General features: G+C 59.8%; 19 protein-coding genes. 12 read left to right on the top strand and 7 right to left on the bottom strand.

Annotated features, from left to right (window positions below):
* Positions 1-3,533 (bottom strand): beta strand repeat-containing protein (locus ACCC96_RS28455; protein WP_413697543.1); only part of this gene is annotated, 3,533 nt, incomplete at its 3' end.
* 942 nt (positions 3,534-4,475) lie between these two features.
* Between ACCC96_RS28455 and ACCC96_RS28460 the strand changes: the two genes are divergently transcribed.
* From ACCC96_RS28460 to ACCC96_RS28475, 4 genes are all read left to right on the top strand, one after another.
* The gene (locus tag ACCC96_RS28460) at positions 4,476-6,080 is read left to right on the top strand and encodes a tetratricopeptide repeat-containing response regulator (protein ID WP_019650359.1); all 1,605 of its coding nucleotides are present in this window, start codon (positions 4,476-4,478) and stop codon (positions 6,078-6,080) included.
* Positions 6,077-6,769, top strand: a complete 693-nt coding sequence (locus tag ACCC96_RS28465) for a sensor histidine kinase (RefSeq protein ID WP_413697544.1) — start codon at positions 6,077-6,079, stop codon at positions 6,767-6,769. Before ACCC96_RS28460 ends, ACCC96_RS28465 begins: the two co-directional genes overlap by 4 nt.
* Positions 6,770-6,990: 221 nt before the next feature.
* A complete protein-coding gene (locus ACCC96_RS28470; RefSeq protein ID WP_413697549.1) occupies positions 6,991-8,232 on the top strand; it encodes a glutamine synthetase family protein in 1,242 nt (413 codons plus the stop codon).
* A 70-nt stretch (positions 8,233-8,302) separates the two neighbouring features.
* The gene (locus tag ACCC96_RS28475) at positions 8,303-9,685 is read left to right on the top strand and encodes an MFS transporter (RefSeq protein WP_413697545.1); all 1,383 of its coding nucleotides are present in this window, start codon (positions 8,303-8,305) and stop codon (positions 9,683-9,685) included.
* A gap of 63 nt (positions 9,686-9,748) precedes the next feature.
* Here the strand turns inward: ACCC96_RS28475 and ACCC96_RS28480 are convergent, their stop codons facing one another.
* From ACCC96_RS28480 to flgA, 4 genes are all read right to left on the bottom strand, one after another.
* The gene (locus ACCC96_RS28480) at positions 9,749-10,495 is read right to left on the bottom strand and encodes a flagellar brake protein (protein WP_230174709.1); all 747 of its coding nucleotides are present in this window, start codon (positions 10,493-10,495) and stop codon (positions 9,749-9,751) included.
* 88 nt (positions 10,496-10,583) lie between these two features.
* Positions 10,584-11,051 (bottom strand): flagella synthesis protein FlgN, encoded by a 468-nt coding sequence (locus ACCC96_RS28485; RefSeq protein ID WP_007937492.1) that lies wholly within the window; start codon positions 11,049-11,051, stop codon positions 10,584-10,586.
* A gap of 48 nt (positions 11,052-11,099) precedes the next feature.
* Positions 11,100-11,426 (bottom strand): flagellar biosynthesis anti-sigma factor FlgM, encoded by a 327-nt coding sequence (gene flgM / locus ACCC96_RS28490; RefSeq protein WP_007937499.1) that lies wholly within the window; start codon positions 11,424-11,426, stop codon positions 11,100-11,102.
* Between the two features lie 167 nt (positions 11,427-11,593).
* Positions 11,594-12,355: a flagellar basal body P-ring formation chaperone FlgA gene (gene flgA, locus ACCC96_RS28495; RefSeq protein ID WP_026286438.1), complete on the bottom strand. Its 762-nt coding sequence runs from the start codon at positions 12,353-12,355 to the stop codon at positions 11,594-11,596.
* 81 nt (positions 12,356-12,436) lie between these two features.
* Between flgA and ACCC96_RS28500 the strand changes: the two genes are divergently transcribed.
* From ACCC96_RS28500 to flgE, 6 genes are all read left to right on the top strand, one after another.
* The gene (locus ACCC96_RS28500; RefSeq protein WP_019650363.1) at positions 12,437-13,369 is read left to right on the top strand and encodes a chemotaxis protein CheV; all 933 of its coding nucleotides are present in this window, start codon (positions 12,437-12,439) and stop codon (positions 13,367-13,369) included.
* 46 nt (positions 13,370-13,415) lie between these two features.
* On the top strand, positions 13,416-14,243 hold the full coding sequence (gene cheR / locus ACCC96_RS28505; RefSeq protein ID WP_019582906.1) for a protein-glutamate O-methyltransferase CheR: 828 nt from the start codon (positions 13,416-13,418) through the stop codon (positions 14,241-14,243).
* Between the two features lie 300 nt (positions 14,244-14,543).
* Positions 14,544-14,951 carry a flagellar basal body rod protein FlgB gene (flgB, locus tag ACCC96_RS28510; protein ID WP_007937506.1) on the top strand — a complete coding sequence of 136 codons (408 nt, stop codon included), beginning with the start codon at positions 14,544-14,546 and terminating at the stop codon, positions 14,949-14,951.
* A 3-nt stretch (positions 14,952-14,954) separates the two neighbouring features.
* Positions 14,955-15,398 (top strand): flagellar basal body rod protein FlgC, encoded by a 444-nt coding sequence (flgC, locus tag ACCC96_RS28515; RefSeq protein WP_007937507.1) that lies wholly within the window; start codon positions 14,955-14,957, stop codon positions 15,396-15,398.
* Between the two features lie 16 nt (positions 15,399-15,414).
* Positions 15,415-16,137: a flagellar hook assembly protein FlgD gene (gene flgD, locus ACCC96_RS28520; protein WP_019650364.1), complete on the top strand. Its 723-nt coding sequence runs from the start codon at positions 15,415-15,417 to the stop codon at positions 16,135-16,137.
* Positions 16,138-16,168: 31 nt separating this feature from the next.
* Positions 16,169-17,482: a flagellar hook protein FlgE gene (gene flgE, locus ACCC96_RS28525; protein WP_413697546.1), complete on the top strand. Its 1,314-nt coding sequence runs from the start codon at positions 16,169-16,171 to the stop codon at positions 17,480-17,482.
* 251 nt (positions 17,483-17,733) lie between these two features.
* Here flgE and ACCC96_RS28530 read toward each other — a convergent pair whose 3' ends face one another.
* The gene (locus tag ACCC96_RS28530) at positions 17,734-20,628 is read right to left on the bottom strand and encodes a ribonucleoside-diphosphate reductase subunit alpha (protein ID WP_028938897.1); all 2,895 of its coding nucleotides are present in this window, start codon (positions 20,626-20,628) and stop codon (positions 17,734-17,736) included.
* Positions 20,629-21,366: 738 nt separating this feature from the next.
* On the opposite strand from ACCC96_RS28530, the gene ACCC96_RS28535 reads away from it, so the two are divergent.
* On the top strand, positions 21,367-22,080 hold the full coding sequence (locus ACCC96_RS28535; protein ID WP_019650367.1) for a response regulator: 714 nt from the start codon (positions 21,367-21,369) through the stop codon (positions 22,078-22,080).
* The gene (locus ACCC96_RS28540) at positions 22,077-23,687 is read left to right on the top strand and encodes an ATP-binding protein (protein ID WP_413697547.1); all 1,611 of its coding nucleotides are present in this window, start codon (positions 22,077-22,079) and stop codon (positions 23,685-23,687) included. Before ACCC96_RS28535 ends, ACCC96_RS28540 begins: the two co-directional genes overlap by 4 nt.
* 23 nt (positions 23,688-23,710) lie before the next feature.
* Here ACCC96_RS28540 and ACCC96_RS28545 read toward each other — a convergent pair.
* The coding region (locus ACCC96_RS28545) for a 4'-phosphopantetheinyl transferase family protein (protein ID WP_413697548.1) at positions 23,711-24,390 on the bottom strand (680 nt) is incomplete at its 5' end.

Below are 24,390 nucleotides of genomic sequence, written 5' to 3' on the forward strand. Positions count from 1 at the left end.
GATTGCACGGCACTGGCGACGCCGTCGCTGCCGTTGGCCAGGGTGTAGGTCCATTGACCGCTGCTGTCGACGGCGATCGAGCCGTAGGTGCCGGTTGCCGAACCATTGATCGACCAGGTGGCGGTGGCCGCGTGATCGATGTCGCTCGAGTTGAACTGGCCGCTGACGCTGAGGGTGGTATCTTCCTGCACCGCGCCAAGCTCGTTGCCGCTGGCGAAACTGAGTACTGGCGCATCGTTGCTGCCGGTGACGGTGACAGTCACCTGCTGGGTGTCGACACCGCCGAGGCCATCGCTGACCTGGATGGTGAACACTTCGTTATGGCTCTCGCCGGCCTGCAACGATTGCACGGCACTGGCGACGCCATCGGTGCCGTTGGCCAGGGTGTAGGTCCATTGGCCGCTGCTGTCGACGGCGATCGAGCCGTAGGTGCCGGTTGCCGAGCCATTGATGGACCAGGTGGCAGTGGCTGCATGGTCGATGTCGGTCGAGCTGAACTGGCCGCTGACGCTGAGGGTGCTGTCCTCCTGCACCGCACCCAGCTCGTTGCCCGACGCAAAACTGAGCACCGGCGCATCGTTGCTGCCGGTGACGGTGACGGTCACCAGCTGGGTGTCGACGCCACCCAGGCCATCGCTGACCTGGATGGTGAACACTTCGTTGTGAGTCTCGCCGGCCTGCAGTGACTGAACGGCACTGGCGACGCCATTGGTGCCGTTGGCCAGGGTGTAAGTCCACTGGCCAGTGCTGTCGACGGCGATTGAGCCATAGCTGCCGGTATTGGACCCGGCGATGCTCCAGGTGGCGGTGGCATCGTGATCGATGTCGCTCGAGCTGAACTGGCCACTGACGCTGAGGGTGCTGTCCTCCTGCACGGTGCCGGCATCGTTGCCGCTGGCGAAACTGAGTACCGGTGCGTCATTGCTGCCGGTGACGGTGACGGTCACCTGCTGGGTGGCGACGCCGCCGAGGCCGTCGCTGACCTGCACACTGAATACTTCGTTGTGAGTCTCGCCAACCTTCAGTGATTGCACCGCACTGGCGACGCCATCGGTACCGTTGGCCAGGGTGTAGGTCCATTGACCGCTGCTGTCGACGGCGATCGAGCCATAAGTGCCGGTATTGGACCCGGCAATGCTCCAGGTGGCGGTGGCATTGTGGTCGATGTCGCTCGAGCTGAATTGGCCACTGACGCTGAGGGTGGTGTCCTCCTGCACGTTGCCGGCATCGTTGCCCGACGCGAAGCTGAGCACCGGGGCGTCGTTGCTGCCGGTGACAGTGACGGTCACCTGCTGGGTGTCGACGCCGCCCAGGCCATCGCTGACCTGGATGGTGAAGACTTCGTTATGAGTCTCGCCGGCCTGCAACGATTGCACCGCACTGGCAACGCCATTGGTGCCGTTGGCCAGGGTGTAAGTCCATTGGCCCGTGCTGTCGACGGCGATCGAGCCATAAGTGCCGGTATTGGACCCGGCAATGCTCCAAGTGGCGGTGGCCGCATGATCGATGTCGCTCGAGCTGAACTGGCCACTGACGCTGAGGGTGGTGTCCTCCTGCACGTTGCCGGCATCGTTGCCGCTGGCGAAACTGAGCACCGGCGCGTCGTTGCTACCGGTGACGGTGACGGTGACCAGATGGGTGGCGACGCCGCCGAGGCCATCGCTGACCTGCACGCTGAACACTTCGTTGTGACTCTCGCCGGCCTTCAGTGACTGCACCGCACTGGCAACGCCATCGGTGCCGTTGGCCAGGGTGTAGGTCCATTGACCGGTGCCGTCCACGGCGATCGAACCATAGGTGCCGGTATTGGACCCGGCAATGCTCCAGGTGGCGGTGGCATTGTGATCGATGTCGCTCGAGCTGAACTGGCCGCTGACGCTGAGGGTGGTGTCTTCCTTCACGGCGCCGGCATCGTTGCCCGTTGCGAAGCTGAGCACCGGCGCGTCGTTGCTGCCGGTAATGGTGATGGTGACAGTCTGCGTTGCCGAGACAGCGTTAGCTGCGCCGCTGTTGTCGGTAGCGACCACCTTGTACGAGAAGGTGATGGTTTCACCCGCGCCGAGGAAGTCGAGGTTCTGGCTGGTGCTGTAGTCCCAGCTGTTCTGATCGACCGAGAAGCCGGCCACCAGTGCCGAAGCCACGCCCGCGTTGAGCGTACCGCCGCTCCAGGCGATGTTGCCGTTGGAGGTGTGTGACACAGTCACCACGTCGATGTTGTCCGCATCGGCAAAGCTCAGTGCGCCGCTGTCGCTCAGTGTGGCCGATCCGTTGCCTTCGCTCATTGCGCCGGTGGTGTCGGCAATCGTCAGCGTCGGCCGGTCGTTGGTGCCGGTAATGGTGATGGTCACGGTCTGTACCGTGCCGTCGCCGATCGCCACGTTATAGGTCTGGGTGAGGGTCTGGCCTTCGCCCAGGAACTGCACGGCGGCGTTGTCTACCGCGAAGTGCCAGCCCAGCGAACCGCTGCCGGTGCCGGTGCTGTCGTGCAGTGGATCTGTGGTGAAGCTGCCCAGATAGCCGGAAGCGCCCGGCGTGACGGTGACGCTGTGGGTGTCGAGCAGGTCGGCGTCGGTGAAGGTGATGCTGCCGTTGGCAGCGTAGTCGCCACTGTCTTCCTTGGCATCGCCGGTCTGCACGCCGCTGGTGATGTGCACCTGGTCGTTGGTGCCGGTGATGGTGATCGTCACATTCTGCGTTGTCGACGAACCATGCCCGTCATTGACGGTGACCACATAAGTTTCGGTAGCCGTCTGACCTTGGGCCAGGGACTGGGCTGCCGCATTATTCACGGTGTAAGTCCAGTTAACGGTGCCGTTGGCCGCATTGGCCGCTTCAATCACAGAGGCAAGGGCGAAGTTGCCCAGCGCTGTGGTGTTACCTGCCGCTGCCACGCATGAGGCGGTATGTGTGTCGCTCAGGTCGACATCGTTAAACGCAATCGTACCCGTCGTGCTCAGCGAGTCGGTCGTGCTCGGCGTCGTAGTTGCATCTTCGGTTACGGTGCCGGCCTGTGCACCGAGGCTCATCGTCACGCAGTCATTCACACCTGCGAATTGCACCTGCGCAGTGGCCCAGCTGAGCGTGCCATTGCCGAGACGAATCGCATACGTAAAGCTGTCTGCCAGGGACGCTCCGGCAGCAAGCGCCTGAAGTTGCGCCTTGAACTCAGTCGACAACGTAGCGGCGTCGTAGCCGACTTTGCCATCCGATGTAATCCAGATTTTTGCCCCATTGAGGCTGGTGTCGGTACTCGTCGCCTCGATTCTGCACGTGTCCTGGACCAGCAGATCGGCCGGCGCATAAACCTTGGTGGCAGTAGAAAGACTGGTCGCGTTATCGAGTGACCAGAGTGTCTTTGCGTTGCCGCCCAGGTCATTGGACATGACGTCCAGATATACGACCCCCAGCAAGTCTTCAGTGATGGTCGCGTTGCTCGTGCCAATGACACCTGTAGTGAAAATGTCGTCCTGTGCCTGCGGTGTATTGGAAAACGAAGTAACGGTGCCGCCGCTGGTCGTTGTGGTGGTAGCCATGTCTTTCTCCCGAGAATGCTTTTTTTATTGGAATCGCCAGGGAAACTGCTAACAGGACGAAGTCCCGTGCTTGTGCCGCTCAGGGTGTTCAGGAGCGGTGCGAGGCGGTCGCCGGACATCGTCGGCCGTCCGGGCCCGACGCAATAGGCTCTGCGGGCAGAGGGACGCTGGTGTCGCGGGGGTGAAAAAGTTCGCCGCACTTGAGGAGCGAATCGCAGGAGCGGTCGGGCGAACGTGGGCCCAAGCCTGGGGCTGCGCTGCGCTTGGCGCGCAGTAATCTGAGAGCACCCATATCGCAGGGACTCCTGAAGTGATGGCTGGGTGAGGCCGTGTTTTGGTCCAGCACTGACTCAGGGATACGGCCTTTCCTGATATCAGTTTGATAGGTGTTTAGTTGTGGGGTCAGGCTTTGTAAAGGTGTTAAACGAAGGTAACAGTACGATGTGCCAATATTCCGACAAGTGGATGTTTTGGTGTCAATATTACGTCGATCTGTTTTTGGCGAAGTGGCCGCAGGCACTCAACAGTGGTGCGCCTCAGATGAGCTGAAACCCTTATGCAGCAAGGGCTGGCTGCGTAATTCCAGTGCTGGGACACCCTCAAATTGAAACGTAAGCGGTTAAAAAAGCCCCGCCAGGGCATTCCTCTGGCGGGGAATTTCATGCTCGAACCACACGACGACCTACATTGAAAGCCTGTCATGACAGCCAAATACGCGATTGCACGCCCGCCGCTTCAAGGGAATACGACTACTGGCCGATAACCCGAACGGTCGTTGTGATTTTCGTCACTGGCGGCTGGCAATCGTCATCACGGTTTTGTGCGAAATTGCTTGATAGCCGATGGCCTCCCGCTATCATCTGCGCGCCAAAAGGGCCGTCAAGCTGAACTCGCAGTCGTTGCCTTTAGGTTGTTCTTCCTTAAATTGCCTGGAAATCTTCGATGCTGTCGTATCACCAAAAAAGCTTTTTGATCGTCGATGATTTCTCGGATTTCCGCAGTTCCGTCAGGTCCATGCTGCGGGAGTTGGGCGTCAAGGACGTCGACACCGCCGATACCGGTGAGCAGGCGCTGCGCATGTGCTCGCAGAAGTCCTACGACTTCATCCTGCAGGACTTCCACCTGGGCGATGGCAAGAAGAACGGTCAGCAGGTGCTCGAAGACCTGATGATCGAGAAGCTGATCAGCCATGAAAGTGTGTTTGTCATGGTCACCGCCGAAACCAGCCAGGCCATGGTGCTCAGCGCGCTGGAGCATGAGCCCGACGCTTACCTGACCAAACCGTTCAACCGCTCCGGTCTGGCCCAGCGCCTGGAGCGACTGGAACAGCGCAAGACCTTGCTCAAACCGATCCTGCAAGCGCTTGACCGGGGCAAACCGGTTGAAGTGCTCAATGCCTGCATCGCCCTGTGCAAACAGGACATTCGATATTCGCCGCTGTGCCTGCGTTACCGCGCCGATGCGTTGCGCGACCTGAACCAGAACGAAGCGCTGGAGCGTCTTTACGACAGCATCATTGCGGATCGGCCTTTGCCCTGGGCATTTGCCGGATTGGGCCAATTGCTGTTCAAGCGCGGGCAGGTCAGCCAGGCCAAGGGCATTTACGAAAAAGCCTTGAAAGTCTTCCCGATGATGCCGGCCCTCTACGATGGCATGGCCGATGTGCTGGTCGCCGAAGGCGACACCAAAGCGGCGCAGAAAGTATTGGAAGAGGCTATTCGCCTGTCGCCGCTGGCGGTGCGTCGGCAAGCGTTGCTAGGCAAGTTGGCAATGGCCAACGAAGACTTTGACACTGCCTCCAAAGCCTATCGCCAGGCCGTTAACCAAGGGGCGCAGTCACGTTTCAAGGATGCGGAAAGCAACCTCGGCCTGGCCCATGCCTTGATCAGCAAAGGCTCGGAAAAGGGCCTGGACACTCGAACCCGACTGGAAATCAACACGACGCTGAGTGCGGTGGCGAAGGAGAACCCGTCAGACCCGGGCCTGCAGATTCGCGCGCGTTTGATGAAGGCCACCAGCCTGTTGCTCAACGATGCCGAGACCGCCGAGAAGCTCACCGAGCAAGCGATGATGCGCCTCGATGGCATGGAACAGTTCATGAGCGCCGAAGCGGCGCTGCTGGTGGCCAAGCAGCTGCAAATGCTGGGGCAGGCGAGTGCCGGTGCTTCGATGTTGAAAAACTGTGCGGAAATCTACGGCGACGATCCGACCGTGATGAAGGGCATCGCCAAGCTGACCGACGACCCGACCATCCTCAACTCGGGCAACGCCGCCGCCGACCTCAACCGTCAGGGCGTGCGGGTGTACAAGACCGGCAACCTGGTGGAAGCCCGGGAGGTGTTCCGCAAAGCCCTGGCGCTGCAACCGAAGAACATCAGTATTGCCCTGAACATGGCGCAGTCGCTGCTGCATGGCACCGACACCAGCGTGCCGTCGGCCGAGCTGGAAGAGTGCCGGGCCTGCCTGAAAACGGTCGGCCTGATGCCCGATACCGATGCGCGTTATCCGCGCTACCAGAAACTGAAAATCAAGGCGTTCGGCGAATGATCGACAGCGAACCGTCACTCGACTTCTCCACGGTGATTGCCTCCACCGTGCACGACATGAAGAACTCTCTGGCCATGCTGATGCAGGCGCACAGCCAATGGCTGGCACGCTTACCCGATCCTGAGCAGCACACCCCGGAGCAGGGCGTCATCGACTTCGAGTTCGCCCACCTCAATGGCATGCTGGTGCAGTTGCTGGGGCTGTACAAGCTGGGCGTCAACCAGATGCCGTTGCAGCCGGCCTACCATGAGCTGGATGACTTCATTGAGGCGCAACTGGCGGCTCATCAAGAAGTGTTCGCCAGCCGCGGCATTATCGCGACCTATGAAGTGGACCCGTTAAGCCCGCTGGGTTTCTTCGATCGGGAGCTGATTGCCTCGGTGCTCGCCAACAGCATCAACAACGCCATCCGTTACGCCCGGCATGCCTTGTTGATCAGCGTCAGCGATGAGGCCGGGCAATTGGTGCTGACCATCAACGACGATGGCGAGGGGTATCCACCCGAGATGATCGAGCGTCAGGCCGACTATGTGCAGGGCATCAACCACAGCAGTGGCAGCACCGGCCTTGGTTTGTACTTCGCCGGGCGGATTGCCGCCTTGCATCAGCGTGATGGTGTGGGCGGACGTACCGAAATCAGTAACGGCGGGCCATTGGGTGGCGGCGTGTTCAGCCTCTATCTCCCCTGAACGACATGTTCCTCACAGGATTGCGCCTTTTTGTTTGACGCTGCTTGATATTCCGAACAGCTGGAGCCTATTTTGTACGGGTCGCCGTTCGCGGCTCGTACAACAACAAGGATTGCGTCATGACAACCGATGGCCATCGCTCACTCGCGCAGCGATTGACGGGCATTGATGAGATTGAATGTGTCACGCCGGACCTGAACGGCGTGCCACGCGGCAAGGTAATGACCGCTGAAGGATTTCTTGAGGGGCGGCGTTTGCAGATGGCACGGGGAGTGCTGCTGCAATGCATCATGGGCGGCTATCCGCCCGCGCACTTTTACGGCAGCGATGATGGCGACCTGGCGCTGGTGCCTGATCCGGGGCAGATCCATCGCTTACCCTGGAGTTCGCACCCTCGGGCACTGGCCATATGCGATGCGCAGGAGCTGACCGGCGAGAGCTCGCACCTGTCGACTCGCGGCCAACTCAAGGCGGTGATCGCTCGCTACGCCGCCCTCGGTCTGGCGCCGGTCGTGGCGACCGAGCTGGAATTCTTTGTGTTCGCGCCCAACCCTGACCCGACGCAACCCTTCCAGCCGCCAGTGGGCCTGGACGGTCGTCGCGAGGATGGTCATTCGGCATTCAGCATCAGCTCCAATAACGGCTTGCGGCCGTTCTTCACTGAAGTCTACGCAGGCATGGCGGCGCTGGGCTTGCCGCGCGATACCTTCATGCACGAGATGGGTGTCAGCCAGTTCGAGATCAACCTGCTGCACGGCGATCCGCTGCTGCTGGCCGACCAGACCTTGCTGTTCAAGCATCTGCTCAAGGAAGTGGCGCTCAAGCATGGCCTGACCGTGGTCTGCATGGCCAAGCCGTTGGCTCACACGCCGGGCAGTTCGATGCATATTCACCAGAGCGTCGTCGAGATCGACAGCGGGCGTAACGTGTTCAGCGACAAGGCCGGTGAGCCGACCGCGACCTTCCGTCATTTCATCGGCGGCCAACAGGCCGGCCTGGCGGATTTCACCGCGCTGTTTGCGCCGAACGTGAACTCTTATCAGCGCCTGTGCCATCCTTTTGCATCGCCCAATAATGCCTGCTGGTCCCATGATAACCGCGCGGCCGGCCTGCGCATTCCGGCCAGTTCACCGGTCGCTCGTCGGGTCGAAAACCGCCTGCCAGGGGCTGACGCCAACCCGTATCTGGCGATCGCCGCGAGCCTGGCGTCGGGGCTGTATGGCATCGAAAACAAACTGGAACCGAGCGAAGCGGTCCGGGGCGAATTCGTGGTGCCGGATAATCTTGCGTTGCCGTGTACCTTGCATGCCGCTCTTGAACGTCTGAAACGTAGCCAATTGGCGAAGGAACTGTTCGGCAAGGAGTTCATCGAAGGCTACATCGCTTCGAAGACCCTGGAGTTGACCAGCTTCCTCGATGAAATTACTCCCTGGGAACGGCGTGTTCTAGCAGCCCAGGCCTGACGACCTGTCGCCATCGGGCTATCGTTGTCGATAGCCCGATACTCACTGCAAGGAGCCGCTCGGAACGCCAATGCGCCAAATCCTGAAATCCTTTCGAGGACTTTATTTCGCCTCGCTGATGATGTTGATCGGCTCGGGCCTGTTGAGTACTTACCTTGCCCTGCGCCTGGCGGCCGATAAGGTCGACAGCCTGTGGGTCGGCGCATTGATGGCGGCCAACTATTTCGGCCTGGTGCTGGGCGGCAAGATCGGCCATCGGCTGATTGCCCGGGTCGGGCATATTCGAGCTTATTCAGCCTGCGCCGGGATCGTCGGTGCGGCGGTGCTGGGCCATGGCCTGGTGGACTGGCTGCCCGCGTGGCTGTTCCTGCGGGTGATCGTCGGCCTGGGCATGATGTGCCAGTACATGGTGATCGAAAGCTGGCTCAATGAGCAGGCAGAAGCCAAGCAGCGTGGCGTGGTGTTCAGCGGCTACATGATCGCTTCGTACCTGGGGCTGGTGTTGGGTCAGCTGATTCTGGTCATGCACCCGGGCCTGGGCCTGGAACTGCTGATGCTGGTCGCACTGTGTTTCGCCCTGTGTCTGGTGCCAGTGGCCCTGACCCGGCGGATTCACCCGGCACCTTTGCACCCGGCGCCGATGGAGCCGCGCTTCTTCATCAAACGCGTGCCGCAGTCACTGAGCACGGTGTTGGGGGCGGGATTGATCGTCGGTTCGTTCTACGGCCTGGCGCCTCTGTATGCCTCCCAGCAAGGATTGTCCACCGAGCAGGTCGGTCTGTTCATGGGCAGCTGCATTTTTGCAGGCCTGGTGGTGCAGTGGCCGTTGGGATGGCTATCGGATCGTTATGACCGGGCGGTATTGATCCGCAGTTTTGCGTTTAGCCTGGCGCTGGCCGCGTTGCCGCTGGCGATCATGCAGCAGGTACCGCTGGAGGTGCTGTTCATCGCCGGGTTCCTCTGTTCGTTGGTGCAGTTCTGCCTGTACCCGCTGGCGGTGGCGTTCTCCAACGACCACGTCGAGGGTGATCGCCGGGTGTCGCTGACGGCCATGTTGCTGGTGACCTACGGTGTCGGCGCGAGTGTCGGACCGCTGGTGGCCGGGGTGCTGATGAAGTTGTTCGGCAGTCACATGCTCTATGCCTTTTTCAGCTTCTTCGCGCTGGTGCTGGTGTGGCGAATCCGCCCGAAAGCAGTGACCAATCTGCATCAGGTGGACGATGCTCCGCTGCATCACGTGGCCATGCCCGACAGCATGTCGAGTTCGCCACTGGTGGCGTGCCTTGACCCGCGTGTCGATGAGCAGGTGGTGCAGGATCAGATGCAGAACCCGGTCAACCCGGAGTCTGATGTCAATCCGGATGCCGAGTCCGAACCAGAACCTGAACCAGTTTCGGATTCAGAAGACCCGGACGCAGGTCGCGAGCAAAGTTTTACCGAAGCGCGGCCTTGATCAAGGCATAAAAAAACGGGCAGCCCCCGCAAGGGACTGCCCGTTTTTTATTGGCGGGGCGTATCAGAAATCGTCTTTATCGAAGCGCCGCGCTTCACGCTGAAGCTGATAGACGAACCGCTCGACCTGCCGTTGCACCAGGCCGCTCATGTTGTGAAAACGCACGCCGGCGAAGGTGGTGTTGATCTTTTCTTCAAAGTGCAGGTAACGCAGCTCCACCGGTGCCGTCATGCTGCCGAAGGGCAGGGCGGCGATGAAGCGGTCGTAGACCTGGCCCAATTGCAGCTTGGCGGTAATGTCGCCTTCGAAGCGCAACTTGCAGCCGGTGGCGGAGATGTCCAACAGTTTGCCGCCGAGGGGTGACTTGAGTTTCTCACCGCCCAGCTCGACATTGACCAGTTGTGCCAGCTTCAACGCAGCGCGAAAAGCATTGCGGCGCTGGTGGTAAACCACCTCATCGGGCAGCGCGCCCCGGTAGCAGCGGCCATCACCGGACTCGTCGATGGTCAGCGGGCCATTGCTTTCCCAGGCGATGCGCACGCCGTCGTGGAAGCCTTCGACCTTGAACGGTTCGCCGGCCAGCAGAAAGCGTTCGCCGTCGCGCGGGATCATTTCGTCCAGGGCGATCATCTTGCTGTCACGGTCGACGTCCACCAGATAACTCTGGAAGCGCTGGCTGCGCTCGTGGAACGTGATAATCAGCGGGTCATGGCTGTCTTGCAGCTGACGCAGGTTGCCGGAGATTTCCAGGGGCGTGGTGAGCACCTTGGGTGGCTGCGGAGCATCTTCCGCGCTTAAGGCATTGGACACGAGGTATCAATCTCCAGACAAATATGACTACTGGCCGGCATTCTGCCAGCATGTTTCGCGTCTTGATAGGGCGTGCTCATTGAAAGGCTCAAGCCTGACTGAGCGGGCGTGGCTTGGCGAGCTTGGAGGTTGATCCGCGGGCATCGTAGAGCGCTGGCGGCTCGCCGCCGGTGAGGATTTTCAGCTGGTTGGCCGTGGCGGCCTGCTGCACCAGAATCGACTGGCCATTGTTGACATTGGCGGCCTGGCACTGGGCCAGGAGGTCGGTCAGCACGTCGCTCTGTTCCAGCAACCGTTCGCCAATGCTCGACTGGCTGGCGAGTTGCTCCAGGCCCTGGCGGTTGGTTGGCAGGTTGAGGCTGGCGAGGATTTCACTGCGCTTGCGGCCATGCTGTTCGAGCAGAATGATCAATGCCTGTTTATGCGCCAGGATTTCTTCGAGCAGTGGCATGTCGCGACCGTGCAAGGCGAGGGACTCGGTTTGCAGCAGCTCCAGCAGTTGTTGCGCCGGGGCAAAGTCGTCGATGATCAGTTGCAGTAAATGAGTGTCGTGCATGGCTGGCCTTGGGTTTTAAGCGTCCAAAAGCCTGGCGCGGGCCGTGGCCTAGCGCTGGGCTTCGAAGTTGAGCAGTTTGCTGGCTACACGGTTGCTGTCGACTTTATAGCTGCCATCGGCAATCGCTGCTTTCAACTCGGCCACACGGGCGTTGTCGACGGCAGGCTGATCGCGCAGCTTGTCAGTGACCTTCTGCAACTGTTGAGCCTCATTGCTGAGGTGTACCGATTCCCCGCTTTTGGTGGTACTGGCCTGTTCGGCCGGGGTATTCAGCGGCGCGGATTGGCCGGCTTCGGCGGTTTCCTTGGCGGTGCTGGTACGCGTACTGCCCGTAAGTGACGAGGAGCTGTTTAAACGACTGAAATCGATGACCATGACAATAAACCTCTGGATATTTGGACGCTTGCCATGTTTTCGGCGATTCCCCGAAAAACTTTAGGCCCATTTATCAATGAGCTTGCATGCGCCAGCGCATGCCCTGCATGCGGCACAGTTTAGGCAACCGCCAGGCGGTGCGCCATCACTTCACACACCCAGAGCCCTTACATGGCCACTTCCACCTGGCCGGGCGCTGTGACTTGCGCCTTGATGACCCGCTGGGAGTTAAGGTTCTTCACGCGAATCTGTTCGCTCAGGCCGCCGTTGGACAGCGCTTCACCCGGCATGCGCACACTGAGCGTACCACTGCGGGCAGTAATCACCACCTGGTCGCCCTTGCGAACCACTTCCGCCTGTTCGAGATGTACCAGCGTAATGATCTGATCGGCGACCATTGGTCGGGTAAGTTTTTGCCCGATCGCCTGATCGACGGAAGTCAGAAAACCCTGATTTATCAGGCTGATATCACGCTCGCGCAGGGTTACGTCCTGAGGTTCGATAATCCCTGTGCGCTTGAGCGGACGAGTGGTCGTCACAATGTCGCGAAACAGCTTCACTTGAGCGGGCACGAAGACCGTCCAGGGCGAGGCGCCCTCGCAGCGAACCTTGACCGTGACCCGTCCCAGAGGCCTTGCCGGGCTCTCGAGGGTGGCTGTCAATTCCTTGTCGCACATAGGCATGCGCAGGCGCGGATCGAGCTGGTTGACCTGGATTTCGTAGCGACCTTGCGTTTGACTGGTGGCCAGATAGTCCTCTACGGTGAATTCAAGAAAGCCCTGGGTGACGCCGATAAGCATGTCAGGCAAGGTAACCGTATCAGCAAGGGCAGGGCTGCCAGCGTTGAACAGGCAAGCGGCCGACATCGCGCAGAGCAATCTGCGGCAGGTTGATGTCAGGTGTCGGAAAAATGTCGGTTCTGTGTTCATAAGAGTTAAAAAGCAAGCGCCGTGCCGTTTCGTGATGAATGTGCGTCGCAACACACTTAGCGTTGGTGTAGGAGTCTGGGCATGGCTGGTGTAATGGATTCGGTGAACCAGCGCACGCAACTGGTAGGGCAGAATCGCCTTGAGCTGTTGTTGTTCCGTCTCGACGGCCAGCAGCTGTATGGGATCAACGTGTTCAAGGTTCGCGAGGTGCTGCAATGCCCCAAGCTGACCCTGATGCCCAAGTCCAGTCCTGTCGTGTGCGGTGTGGCGAATATTCGGGGGGCAACCATTCCGATCCTGGATCTGGCGATGGCGACCGGTGCCGGTCGGTTGCTGGACCAGAGCAATCCCTTCGTGATCATCACGGAGTACAACACCAAGACCCAGGGTTTCCTGGTTCGGTCGGTGGAGCGCATCGTCAACATGAACTGGGAGGAGATTCATCCGCCACCCAAGGGCACGGGGCGCGATCACTACCTGACGGCTGTGACTCGGGTCGACAACCAGTTAGTCGAAATCATCGACGTCGAGAAGGTGCTGGCGGAAGTGGCGCCGACGCCGGAAGCGATTTCGGTGGGCGTGGTCGATGTTGAAACCCAGCACAAGGCGCTCTCCTTGCGCGTATTGACGGTCGACGACTCGTCGGTGGCGCGCAAGCAGGTGACCCGTTGCCTGCAAACGATCGGTGTCGAAGTGGTGGCGTTGAACGATGGTCGGCAAGCGCTGGATTACCTGCGCAAGCTGGTCGACGAGGGCAAGAAGCCGGAAGAAGAGTTCCTGATGATGATCTCCGACATCGAGATGCCGGAGATGGATGGGTACACCCTGACGGCCGAGATCCGCAACGACCCGCGCATGCAAAAGCTCCATATCATCCTGCATACTTCGTTGTCGGGTGTGTTCAATCAGGCGATGGTCAAGAAGGTCGGTGCCGATGACTTCCTGGCCAAGTTCCGTCCTGATGACCTGGCATCCCGGGTAGTCGACCGGATCAAAGCAGCAGATAACAGCTAGAGGCCTTCTGCCCCTGGCGGTCAACACGATTTAAGAGGCGGTATCTTTGTCTACGGGTAATTTGGATTTCGAACAGTTCCGGGTATTCCTGGAAAAAGCCTGTGGCATTTTGCTCGGTGAAAACAAGCAATATCTGGTCTCGAGCCGTCTCAACAAACTGATGGAACAGCAGGGCATCAAATCGTTGGGTGAGCTGGTTCAGCGCATCCAGACCCAGCCGCGCAGCGGTTTGCGCGAGATGGTGGTGGATGCCATGACCACCAACGAAACCCTGTGGTTTCGTGACACCTATCCGTTTGAAGTCTTGAAGAACAAGGTATTGCCTGAAGCGATCAAGGCCAGCCCCGGTCAGCGCCTGCGGATCTGGTCGGCGGCGTGTTCGTCGGGTCAGGAACCGTATTCGCTGTCGATGTCCATCGATGAGTTCGAACGGGTCAACATGGGCCAGTTGAAGATGGGTGTGCAGATCGTTGCCACCGACCTGTCCGGCAGCATGCTGACCAACTGCAAGACCGGTGAATACGACAGCCTGGCCATCGGTCGCGGTCTGTCGCCCGAGCGCCTTCAGCGTTACTTCGACCCCAAGGGGCCGGGGCGCTGGGCCATCAAGGCACCAATCAAGAGTCGGGTGGAGTTTCGCTCGTTCAACTTGCTGGACAGCTACGCAAGCCTGGGCAAGTTTGACATCGTGTTCTGCCGCAACGTGCTGATCTACTTCTCCGCCGAGGTGAAGAAAGACATCCTGTTGCGCATTCACAGCACGCTCAAGCCGGGCGGTTATCTGTTCCTTGGCGCGTCCGAAGCGCTGAACGGTTTGCCGGACCATTACCAGATGGTCCAGTGCAGCCCGGGGATCATTTACAAGGCGAAGTGATGCAAAAAGCGCCAGGCATAAAAACGGGAGCCCTTCGGGGCTCCTTTTTTATGCCAGGCGCTTTTGCATCACGTAGGAGCTGCCGAAGGCTCGGGCCGCGTTCGGCAGCTCCTACAGGGGGCGTGTCGCAATGTAGGAAAGCGGCAGAAAAGCGGCAGGCGGCGGAAATCGGTTGCCGCTTTTCTGGCATTGCCGCCTCGTCACTGCTCGCAAAGCCCCGGTTTACGGGCTTTTTTGAATTGGCACGCCGCTTGCTATGTTCACGTTACGAAAAATCAGGTCACCCGAAGGTTTCCCGACATGAGCATCAGCTTCGATAAAGCGCTCGGTATCCACGAACAAGCCCTGGGCTTCCGCGCTCAGCGTGCCGAAGTCCTGGCCAACAACATCGCCAACGCCGACACCCCGAACTACAAGGCTCGGGATCTGGACTTCTCGAAAGTGCTCGCCGAGCAAAACGAGAAAACCAAAAACGGCAAGTTCGCCTTGAGCATGACCAACAGCCGTCACATCGAAGCTGAAGGCCTGGGCAATGGCGACGAGTCGCTGATGTATCGCACGCCGATGCAACCGTCGATCGACCAGAACACCGTGGACGCCCAACTGGAACAGTCGAACTACGCGGAAAACGCGGTCAACTTCCAGGCCAGCTTCACCCTGCTCAACAGTAAATTCAAAGGGCTGGTGTCAGCCCTGCGCGGAGAGTAATTCATGTCCCTGTCCAGTGTTTTCAACATTGCCGGTAGCGGCATGAGTGCCCAGACCACTCGCTTGAACACCGTCGCCAGTAACATCGCCAACGCCGAGACTGTTTCGTCGAGCATCGACCAGACCTACCGCGCCCGTCACCCGGTGTTCGCCACCATGTTCCAGGGTGGCCAGAGCGGCGGCAGCGATTCGCTGTTCCAGAACCAGGACGCGGCCGGTCAAGGCGTGCAAGTGCTGGGTGTGGTCGAAGACCAGAGCAACCTTGAAGCGCGCTACGAGCCGAATCATCCGGCCGCCGATGCCAAGGGCTACGTCTACTACCCGAACGTCAACGTCGTCGAAGAGATGGCCGACATGATTTCCGCGAGCCGTTCGTTCCAGACCAACGCCGAAATGATGAACACCGCCAAAACCATGATGCAGAAGGTCCTGACCCTCGGTCAGTGATAAGGGGCGACTTTCGATGAGTGTTACCGATACCACCAGCGGCGTAAGTCTCAAGGATGTCCTGGCCAACTCTTCGGTCAAGACCACGACCACCAGTGATGGTCTTTCCGCGGCGACCAGCAGTGCCACCGGCAGCAAGGCATTGGGCAAGGATGCGTTCCTGCAACTGCTGGTCACCCAGCTGAAAAACCAGAACCCGCTCGATCCTCAGGACAACAGCGCGTTCGTAGCCCAGTTGGCGCAGTTCAGTAGTCTGGAAGGCATCACCACGCTGAACCAGACCGTCAGCGGCATTGCCGGCAACTACAACTCGTCGCAAGCCTTGCAGGCTTCTTCGCTGGTGGGCCGCTCGGTCATCGCGCAGACCGACAAGGCCGTGGTCGACACCTCCAAGAGCCTCAACGGTACCGTCGTGGTGCCGACATCGGTTTCCGCAGCCACCGTGAAGATCACCAACTCGGCAGGCACGGTCATCCGCACCCTCGACCTGGGTAGTCAAAACGCCGGCAATGCCAGCTTCATTTGGGACGGCAAGGACAGTTCGGGCGCGGTGGCACCGGCGGGTACTTACACCTTCGGCGCAACCAGCACCATCGACGGCAAGAACACCTCACTGATTACTTACCTGCCGGCAACGGTCAACAGCGTGACCATCAGCCAGACCGGCGGTGAGTTGATGCTGAACCTGGCAGGCCTGGGCAGCGTTGCCCTGTCCAAAGTGCAAACCATTGGTCTATAGAGCCGACTAACACGGCACAAAGGAGTGGAATATGTCTTTCAATATCGGCCTTAGCGGTCTCTATGCGGCCAACAAACAACTGGACGTGACCGGCAACAACATCGCCAACGTCGCGACCACCGGTTTCAAATCGTCCCGTGCAGAATTCGAAGACGTGTACTCGGCCACTCGCCTGGGTACCGGCAGCAAGACCATCGGTAACGGCGTGCGCCTGGCCAACGTTTCCCAGCAGTTCAGCCAGGGTGATGTGAACAACACCGGCAACGTGCTGGACATGGGTATCCAGGGCAACGGCTTCTTCATCCTCAGCGACAACGGTTCCCTGAGCTACACCCGTGCCGGTGCGTTCAAGACCGACGCTCAAAACTATGTGGTCGATAACAACGGCAACCGCTTGCAGGGTTATGGCGTCGATTCCAATGGCAAGATCATCAACGGTGTGTTGACTGACTTGAAGATCGATACCTCGAGCCTGAAGCCGAATCCGACTACCAAGGTTGATCAGACGATGAACCTGAACTCGGCGGAAACCACGCCGACCGTGGCCCCGTTCAGCCCGACCGATACCAACAGCTATAACAAGACCATCTCCACCAAGGTCTACGACAGCCAGGGTAACGAGCACACCATGGACCAGTACTACGTGAAAACGGGTACCAACGCCTGGCGTGTCTATACCTACATGGACGGTCGCTCCCCGGCCAACCCTGCAACCACGCCTCCAGTGGCGATCACTGCTGACATCACTTTCAACTCCGACGGCAGCATTAACACGCTGACGGCGGGTGCCGGCTGGACCCAGACTGGTAACACGTTGACCATGACCGGTTGGGTGCCAGGTGCCATTACCAACGCCGCAACGATTCCTGTGACCTGGGGCCCGAACGGTTCCGTCGCTGCCACTGGCGGTATCGCGTTCAACATGGCGCTGACCACCTCTTACAACTCGCCAACCGCCCGTACCGCCCAATACCAGGACGGCTACGCCACCGGCCAGATCTCCAGCCTGACCATCGACGCCAGCGGCGTCATGACCGCCAACTTCAGCAACCAGCAAACCAAGGCCATCGGCCAGGTGGCTGTGGCGAGCTTCGCCAACGAGCAAGGCTTGCAGCCAATTGGCGGTACGCGCTGGAAAGAAACCTTCGCTTCCGGCGTGGCCGGTGTCGATGCGCCGAAAACCGGTACCCTGGGTTCGGTCGTGTCCAACTCGCTGGAAGAGTCCAACGTCAACCTGACCAACGAGCTGGTTGATTTGATCAAGGCGCAGAGCAACTACCAAGCGAACGCCAAGACCATCTCCACCCAGAGCACCATCATGCAGACCATCATTCAGATGACCTGATGCTGTATAGCGCTGCATAAAGAACCCCTCTCACGAGGGGTTTTTTTTGTCTTGCAGAATCAAGATCAAGAGATCGCAGCCTCGTTTCACTCGACAGCTCCTACAAGGGGCGCGGGATTTCCTGTAGGAGCTGTCGAGTGAAACGAGGCTGCGATCTTCTGACCTTAAAAGCAGGCAAAAGAAAACCCCCGACCAGCCAGAGGCTCATCGGGGGTTTCAGGTAAGCGCCCTGGAGCGCCTACCGGCTCAGCTTATTGGCAAGCTTCGCAATCCGGCTCGTCGATGGCACAAGCCTTCGGCACTGGAGCTGGACCGGCTGGGGCTGCCAGGACCGAGTCGTCACCGTGGTTGCCGCCGCTGGAAACAGCGTTCAGCTTACCGGTGTTGATGGTCGACTTCTCGGTGCTGGTCGCGGCCAGGGCACGGAGGTAGTAAGTGGTTTTCAGACCACGGTACCAGGCCATGCGGTAGGTCACGTCCAGTTTCTTGCCCGAAGCGCCGGCGATGTACAGGTTCAGCGACTGAGCCTGGTCGATCCACTTCTGACGACGGCTGGCGGCGTCGACGATCCACTTGGTGTCCACTTCGAAGGCAGTCGCGTAGAGCTCTTTGAGTTCTTGCGGGATGCGCTCGATCTGCTGCACCGAACCGTCGTAGTACTTCAGGTCGTTGATCATGACCGAGTCCCACAGGCCGCGAGCCTTCAGGTCGCGAACCAGGTACGGGTTGATCACGGTGAATTCGCCGGACAGGTTCGACTTCACATAGAGGTTCTGGTAGGTCGGTTCGATCGACTGTGACACGCCAGTGATGTTGGCGATGGTTGCGGTCGGTGCGATGGCCATGATGTTGGAGTTACGAATGCCTTTCTGCACACGGGCGCGAACCGGTGCCCAGTCCAGGGTTTCGTTCAGGTCAACGTCGATGTACTTCTGGCCACGCTGCTCGATCAGGATCTGTTGCGAATCCAGCGGCAGGATGCCTTTGGACCACAGCGAACCCTGGAACGTCTCGTAGGCGCCACGCTCGTCAGCCAGGTCGCAGGAAGCCTGGATCGCGTAGTAGCTGACCGCTTCCATCGACTTGTCGGCGAATTCGACGGCAGCGTCGGAACCGTAAGGGATGTGCTGCAGGTACAGAGCGTCCTGGAAGCCCATGATGCCCAGACCAACCGGACGGTGCTTGAAGTTGGAGTTCTTCGCTTGCGGCACCGAGTAGTAGTTGATGTCGATCACGTTATCGAGCATGCGCACGGCGGTGTTCACGGTGCGTTGCAGCTTGGCGGTGTCCAGCTTGCCGTCGACGATGTGGTTCGGCAGGTTGATCGAGCCCAGGTTGCAAACAGCGATCTCGTCCTTGTTGGTGTTCAAGGTGATCTCGGTGCACAGGTTCGAGCTGTGAACCACGCCCACGTGCTGCTGCGGGCTGCGCAGGTTGCACGGGTCTTTGAAGGTCAGCCATGGGTGGCCGGTTTCAAACAGCATGGACAGCATTTTGCGCCACAGGTCTTTGGCCTGGATGGTCTTGAACAGCTTGACCTTGCCCGGGTACTCGGTCAGGGCTTCGTAGTACTCGTAGCGCTCTTCGAAGGCCTTGCCGGTCAGGTCGTGCAGGTCCGGTACTTCGGACGGCGAGAACAGGGTCCACTTGCCGTCATCGAAGACACGCTTCATGAACAGGTCAGGGATCCAGTTGGCGGTGTTCATGTCGTGGGTACGACGACGGTCATCACCGGTGTTCTTGCGCAGTTCGATGAACTCTTCGATGTCCATGTGCCAGGTTTCCAGGTAGGCACAGACAGCGCCTTTGCGCTTGCCACCCTGGTTAACGGCGACGGCGGTGTCGTTCACCACTTTCAGGAACGGCACGACGCCCTGGGATTTGCCGTTGGTGCCCTTGATGTACGAACCCAGCGCCCGAACCGGAGTCCAGTCGTTGCCCAGGCCGCCTGCGAATTTCGACAACATGGCGTTGTCGTGGATCGCGTGGTAGATGCCCGACAGGTCATCCGGCACGGTGGTCAGGTAGCAGCTCGACAGCTGTGGACGCAGGGTGCCGGCGTTGAACAGGGTCGGGGTCGAGGACATGTAGTCGAAGGACGACAACAGGTTGTAGAACTCGATCGCACGGTCTTCTTTCTGCTTCTCTTCGATCGCCAGGCCCATGGCCACGCGCATGAAGAAAATCTGTGGCAGTTCGAAGCGGATACCGTCCTTGTGGATGAAGTAACGGTCGTACAGGGTTTGCAGGCCCAGGTACGTGAACTGCTGATCGCGCTCGTGGTTGATCGCCTTGCCGAGTTTTTCCAGGTCGAAGGACGCCAGAACCGGGTTCAGCAATTCGAATTCGATACCTTTGGCGATGTACGCAGGCAGTGCCTTGGCATACAGGTCGACCATTTCGTGGTGGGTCGCGCTGTCGGCGACACCGAGGAAGCCCAGGCCTTCGGCACGCAGGGTGTCCATCAGCAGGCGGGCGGTCACGAACGAGTAGTTCGGCTCACGCTCGACCAGCGTACGGGCGGTCATCACCAGGGCGGTGTTGACGTCGGTCAGGGCCACGCCGTCGTACAGGTTTTTCAGGGTTTCGCGCTGGATCAGCTCGCCGTCGACTTCTTCCAGGCCTTCGCACGCTTCGGTAACGATGGTGTTCAGACGACCCATGTCCAGCGGTGCGAGGCTGCCATCGGCGCGGGTGATGCGGATCGATGGGTGAGCGTTGACGGCTTCTTCGGCAGGGGAGTGCGCTGCGCGCTCTTTGGCGCGGGAGTCACGGTAGATCACATAGTCGCGGGCGACTTTCTGCTCGCCGGCACGCATCAGGGCCAGTTCGACCTGGTCCTGGATTTCTTCGATGTGGATGGTGCCGCCCGAAGGCATGCGACGCTTGAAAGTCGCGGTGACTTGTTCGGTCAGGCGGGCAACGGTGTCGTGGATTCGCGACGAAGCGGCAGCGGTGCCGCCCTCAACTGCGAGAAACGCTTTGGTGATGGCGACGGTGATCTTGTCATCGGTGTAAGGGACGACAGTGCCGTTACGCTTGATCACGCGCAGTTGGCCAGGCGCGGTGGCGGACAGATCCGAATTCGAATCGGTGGCCTGCGGCAAGGTGCCCTGCGGGTTCTCGCGAGTTGTGTCGGTTTGCATGGGGGGGTATCTCCACATTCTCTATGTTTGTTTGGGCACCATCACGGTGCCCACCGTTCTGTCCTGAAGCACTACAACCGGCGAGGGCCGGGCATACCAACTTCGGGACAGATCAGGAAGGGGGCTATTGGGCGCCGCTTCCATGCCGAAGTCTTTGGTGTCACGCCTTGGGCCTGAAACCGAATTCCGTTTTGAGTGGCAGTAAATGACTGCAACACCCGTACCGTTATCGCCGTTTCGGGCTTAAAAACAGTAGCCATCCGCACACGCGGTTTGGTCTTTCGAAAATACGTTTGGTTCAACCGGAAAGAGGCAATAAAAGCGCTTGAAATCGGTGTCCGGTTTGTGTTTGGTTTTTGGCGTAAAACCCTACATGTAGGGTTTTTTTTGCGCCGAGGTACAAGATAATGCGTTTTGGAGGGTGTTGCAACGTACTACCTGTGGATAAACCTGTGCGTAAATTGTGTGTGAAAGAGGGAACAGGCGTGTAGGCCGCGACCTAGCTGGAGCCGATCATTTTTCACTGATTTTCAGCGACAGAAAACAGTCATCCGGATTTTTAAGGGCGCGAACCCTATCACAAAAAACCGTCGTGTCCGAACGCATTTACCGGCTTGTGTTCCAGACGTGCGGCGTTTATACAATCGGCCCATGCAGATGCATTCTTATCCTCCCCAATCATTACAAAAAGACGGGTGGATCCTTCCTTATTGATGGTGTTGGCAAGCAGAGGTCATCGTGGAGCAAGAAGCCTGGCAGGTATTGATTGTCGAGGACGACCAGCGTCTGGCCGAACTGACCCGCGATTACCTGGAAGCCAATGGCCTGCGAGTATCGATCGAGGGTAATGGCGCCCTGGCCGCAGCACGCATCATCAAGGAGAAACCGGACCTGGTGATTCTCGACCTGATGCTCCCCGGCGAAGATGGCTTGAGCATTTGCCGCAAGATTCGCGACCGCTATGACGGGCCGATCCTGATGCTCACCGCGCGCACCGATGACACCGATCAGATTCTTGGCCTGGACCTGGGCGCCGACGACTACGTCTGCAAACCGGTGCGTCCACGTTTATTGCTCGCGCGTATTCAAGCCCTGCTGCGCCGCAGCGAAGCCCCGGAGGTGGCCCCGGAAAAACTCCGGCGCCTGCAGTTCGGCCCGTTGGTGGTGGACAATGCATTGCGCGAAGCCTGGCTGCATGACAAAGGCATCGAATTGACCAGCGCCGAGTTCGATTTGCTCTGGCTGCTGGTGGCCAATGCCGGGCGCATTCTGTCCCGCGAAGAAATATTCACCGCGCTGCGCGGTATCGGTTATGACGGCCAGGACCGCTCCATCGACGTGCGCATCTCGCGCATCCGCCCCAAGATCGGCGATGACCCGGAGCATCCGCGGCTGATCAAGACCGTCCGCAGCAAAGGCTATTTGTTCGTGCCGGAAGCCTGCACCCTGTGAACTCGATCTTCCTGCGTATTTATGGCGGCATGTGCGCGGCGCTGATTCTGGTGGCCGTACTCGGCGTGCTGGCGTTGCACCTGCTTAACCAGGTGCGCAGCGAGCAGTACCGCGAGCGCCTGGCCCACGGCACCTTCTCGCTGATGGCCGATAACCTGCAACCGATGAACGAAACCGAGCGCCATCGGGCGTTGTTGTTGTGGGAGCGCTTGCTCGGGATTCCGCTGGCGCTGAAGACGTTCCCCCAGACCGACCTCGACCTGACCCAGCGCACCCGCGTGTTGCACGGCCAGGCCCTGGTGGAGCAGACCGGTCCGCATGCGGCGAAGGTTTATCGCCTGGTCAGCGACAAGGAACAACTGGTGCTCACCGGTGAAGTCCAGCAGATCAGCGAGCAACTGGCGCGGGCGACCATCTACCTGCTGGCCGATGAACTGGTGCGCTACCCGGTGGCCGAGCAGCCCAAGCGTCTGGAGCAGTTAAAGGAAGATAAGGGTTTCGGCTTCGATCTGCGGCTGGTGACGGTTGATGAGGCCGACATGGACGAAGACCAGAGCCGCCGCGTGTCTGAAGGCGACACAGTGATGGCGTTGGGCAAGGGCGGCGATTCGATCCGGGTGTTTGCCGGCATGGTCGGTACGCCGTGGGTGCTGGAAATCGGTCCGCTGTATCAGATGAATCCTTACCCGCCCGAGTGGCTGGTGCTGATCGCGGCCCTTGGCCTGAGTCTGATTGGTTTGATTGTCTATCTGTTGGTGCGGCAACTGGAGCGCCGTTTGCGCGGCCTCGAAGCCGCCGCTACACGCATTGCCAAGGGCAGCCTGGAAACCCGCGTACCGGCACGCGGCGCGGACTCGGTAGGGCGCCTGGCCTCGGCGTTCAACGGCATGGCTGAGCACTTGCAGCAATTGTTGGCGATTCAGCGAGAACTGGTGCGTGCCGTGTCCCACGAATTGCGCACACCGGTGGCGCGCTTGCGTTTTGGCCTGGAGATGATCGGCTCGGCCACCACGCCGCAAGCGCTGGAGAAATACCGTGAGGGCATGGACCACGATATCGAAGACCTCGATCGGCTGGTCGACGAGATGCTCACTTATGCGCGGCTGGAGCAGGGCTCGCCGGCGCTGAATTTCCAGCGGATCGATCTGGATGCGCTGGTCAATCAAGTGATCGAGGAATTGGCACCGTTGCGCGCTGAGGTCACCGTACAGCGCGGCTTGTGCCTGTCGGCCGCCGATTGCGACGGCGCCTGGGTCGAGGCAGAGCCGCGTTACCTGCACCGGGCGCTGCAGAATCTGGTGAGCAACGCCATGCGCCATGCCCATTCACGGGTGACCGTCAGCTATCAGGTGGGGCAGCAGCGCTGTCGGGTGGATGTCGAGGATGACGGGCCGGGTGTGCCGGAAACCGCATGGGAGAAAATCTTCACCCCGTTCCTGCGCCTCGACGACAGCCGCACCCGCGCCTCGGGTGGGCATGGGCTGGGGTTGTCGATTGTGCGGCGGATCATCCATTGGCACGACGGGCGAGCGCTGATCAGCAAGAGCAAAAGCCTGGGCGGGGCGTGTTTCAGTTTGAGCTGGCCGAGGAATCAGGAACGGCGTTGAGGTTGGGCACGTGACAAGGGGCTTCAGGCCTTGATACTGACCAGACTCAACAACTGCCCATCCATCACCGCAAACTGCGCGTCCAGTTCGGTGCCGCTGCGCCACTCACTGGACAGGTCGGTCAGCAACCGCAACCGCACTTCACCGCCCTCGCTCCACTCCAGCACTTCGGCGTGTTCGAAATAGAAGCGCTTTTGGACGATCGGGTAGAGCGCCTTGAACAGGCTTTCCTTCACCGAAAACGTCAGCGTCACCACCATCGCCAACTGATCGCGAGCCCCGGCGGCCATGCGCTGCAACTCAGGCCCGGTGAGAATCTCTCCGGCCAGGCGTTCGGCCCGTTCTGCGTCGAGCAGGTTTTCCAGGTCCATCCCCAAACCGCGCCAATGGACCTTGTTCGCGACAATCGCCGCGGCCCGGCCGGTGCTGTGGGTGATCGAACCGCTGATATGCGCTGGCCACACCGGTGCGCGGTCCTCACCAATGGCCGGAATGAAGCTCAGCCCTTCCAGCTGTTGCAACGCGGCCCGAGCGCAAATCCGCCCGGCAAGAAACTCGGCCTGACGCTTGGCCACCGAACGCTGGATGCTCGCGGGCGGCTCGATAGCGCTGCGCTGGAAATCATCGCTGGCCAATTGCTTGGTATCGAAGTGAGTGCCCAGCAGGACCGTATCGGGCAGCACAAACGGCAGCGGCCAATGGG

This window comes from Pseudomonas sp. Pseusp11 (assembly GCF_047304405.1).
Taxonomy (GTDB): Bacteria; Pseudomonadota; Gammaproteobacteria; order Pseudomonadales; family Pseudomonadaceae; genus Aquipseudomonas.

Coding starts and splice junctions, on each gene's coding strand:
- flgD (WP_019650364.1), top strand. CDS start 15,415: ATGAGTGTTACCGATACCACCAGCGGCGTAAGTCTCAAGGATGTCCTG.
- ACCC96_RS28475 (WP_413697545.1), top strand. CDS start 8,303: ATGCGCCAAATCCTGAAATCCTTTCGAGGACTTTATTTCGCCTCGCTG.
- ACCC96_RS28460 (WP_019650359.1), top strand. CDS start 4,476: ATGCTGTCGTATCACCAAAAAAGCTTTTTGATCGTCGATGATTTCTCG.
- ACCC96_RS28485 (WP_007937492.1), bottom strand. CDS start 11,051: ATGCACGACACTCATTTACTGCAACTGATCATCGACGACTTTGCCCCG.
- flgB (WP_007937506.1), top strand. CDS start 14,544: ATGAGCATCAGCTTCGATAAAGCGCTCGGTATCCACGAACAAGCCCTG.
- ACCC96_RS28500 (WP_019650363.1), top strand. CDS start 12,437: ATGGCTGGTGTAATGGATTCGGTGAACCAGCGCACGCAACTGGTAGGG.
- flgE (WP_413697546.1), top strand. CDS start 16,169: ATGTCTTTCAATATCGGCCTTAGCGGTCTCTATGCGGCCAACAAACAA.
- ACCC96_RS28530 (WP_028938897.1), bottom strand. CDS start 20,628: ATGCAAACCGACACAACTCGCGAGAACCCGCAGGGCACCTTGCCGCAG.
- ACCC96_RS28470 (WP_413697549.1), top strand. CDS start 6,991: ATGACCGCTGAAGGATTTCTTGAGGGGCGGCGTTTGCAGATGGCACGG.
- flgA (WP_026286438.1), bottom strand. CDS start 12,355: ATGAACACAGAACCGACATTTTTCCGACACCTGACATCAACCTGCCGC.
- flgM (WP_007937499.1), bottom strand. CDS start 11,426: ATGGTCATCGATTTCAGTCGTTTAAACAGCTCCTCGTCACTTACGGGC.
- ACCC96_RS28465 (WP_413697544.1), top strand. CDS start 6,077: ATGATCGACAGCGAACCGTCACTCGACTTCTCCACGGTGATTGCCTCC.
- flgC (WP_007937507.1), top strand. CDS start 14,955: ATGTCCCTGTCCAGTGTTTTCAACATTGCCGGTAGCGGCATGAGTGCC.